Below are 455 nucleotides of genomic sequence, written 5' to 3' on the forward strand. Positions count from 1 at the left end.
TCCACCGCCTTCATGATGCCGTGCTCCATCAGCATGTCTTCGAGCTCGTCCATCGTGATCGGCGTCGGAATAATGCCCTTGCCCTGGTTGGCGTGGATCTTCACCGCGAGATTGCGGTAATGATTCGCCTGCTGCGACTCCGGCGCATATTCTAGAACCGTCATGCGGCGCAGCTCCGCGTGCTGCACGATATTGTCGCGCGGCACGAAGTAGATCAGCGTCGTGCCGAGCTTCTTCGCCAGAGCTTCCGCAAGCTCCAGCTCCTTGTCGGTCTGACGCTCATTGCAGACCAGACCGCCCAGGCGCACGCCGCCGGAATTGGCGTATTTCAAAATGCCCTTGGAGATGTTGTTGGCCGCATACATCGCCATCATCTCGCCGGACATGACGATGTAGATTTCCTGCGCCTTGTTCTCGCGGATCGGCATGGCGAAACCGCCGCAGACCACGTCGCC

General features: G+C 59.6%; 1 pseudogene. It reads right to left on the reverse strand.

The annotated features are described in order from the left end of the window. Nucleotides 1-455 (reverse strand): annotated as a pseudogene (gene nifH, locus NEI07_RS16115) (nitrogenase reductase); the annotation flags it as partial.

Source organism: Methylocystis suflitae (assembly GCF_024448135.1).
GTDB lineage: Bacteria > Pseudomonadota > Alphaproteobacteria > Rhizobiales > Beijerinckiaceae > Methylocystis > Methylocystis suflitae.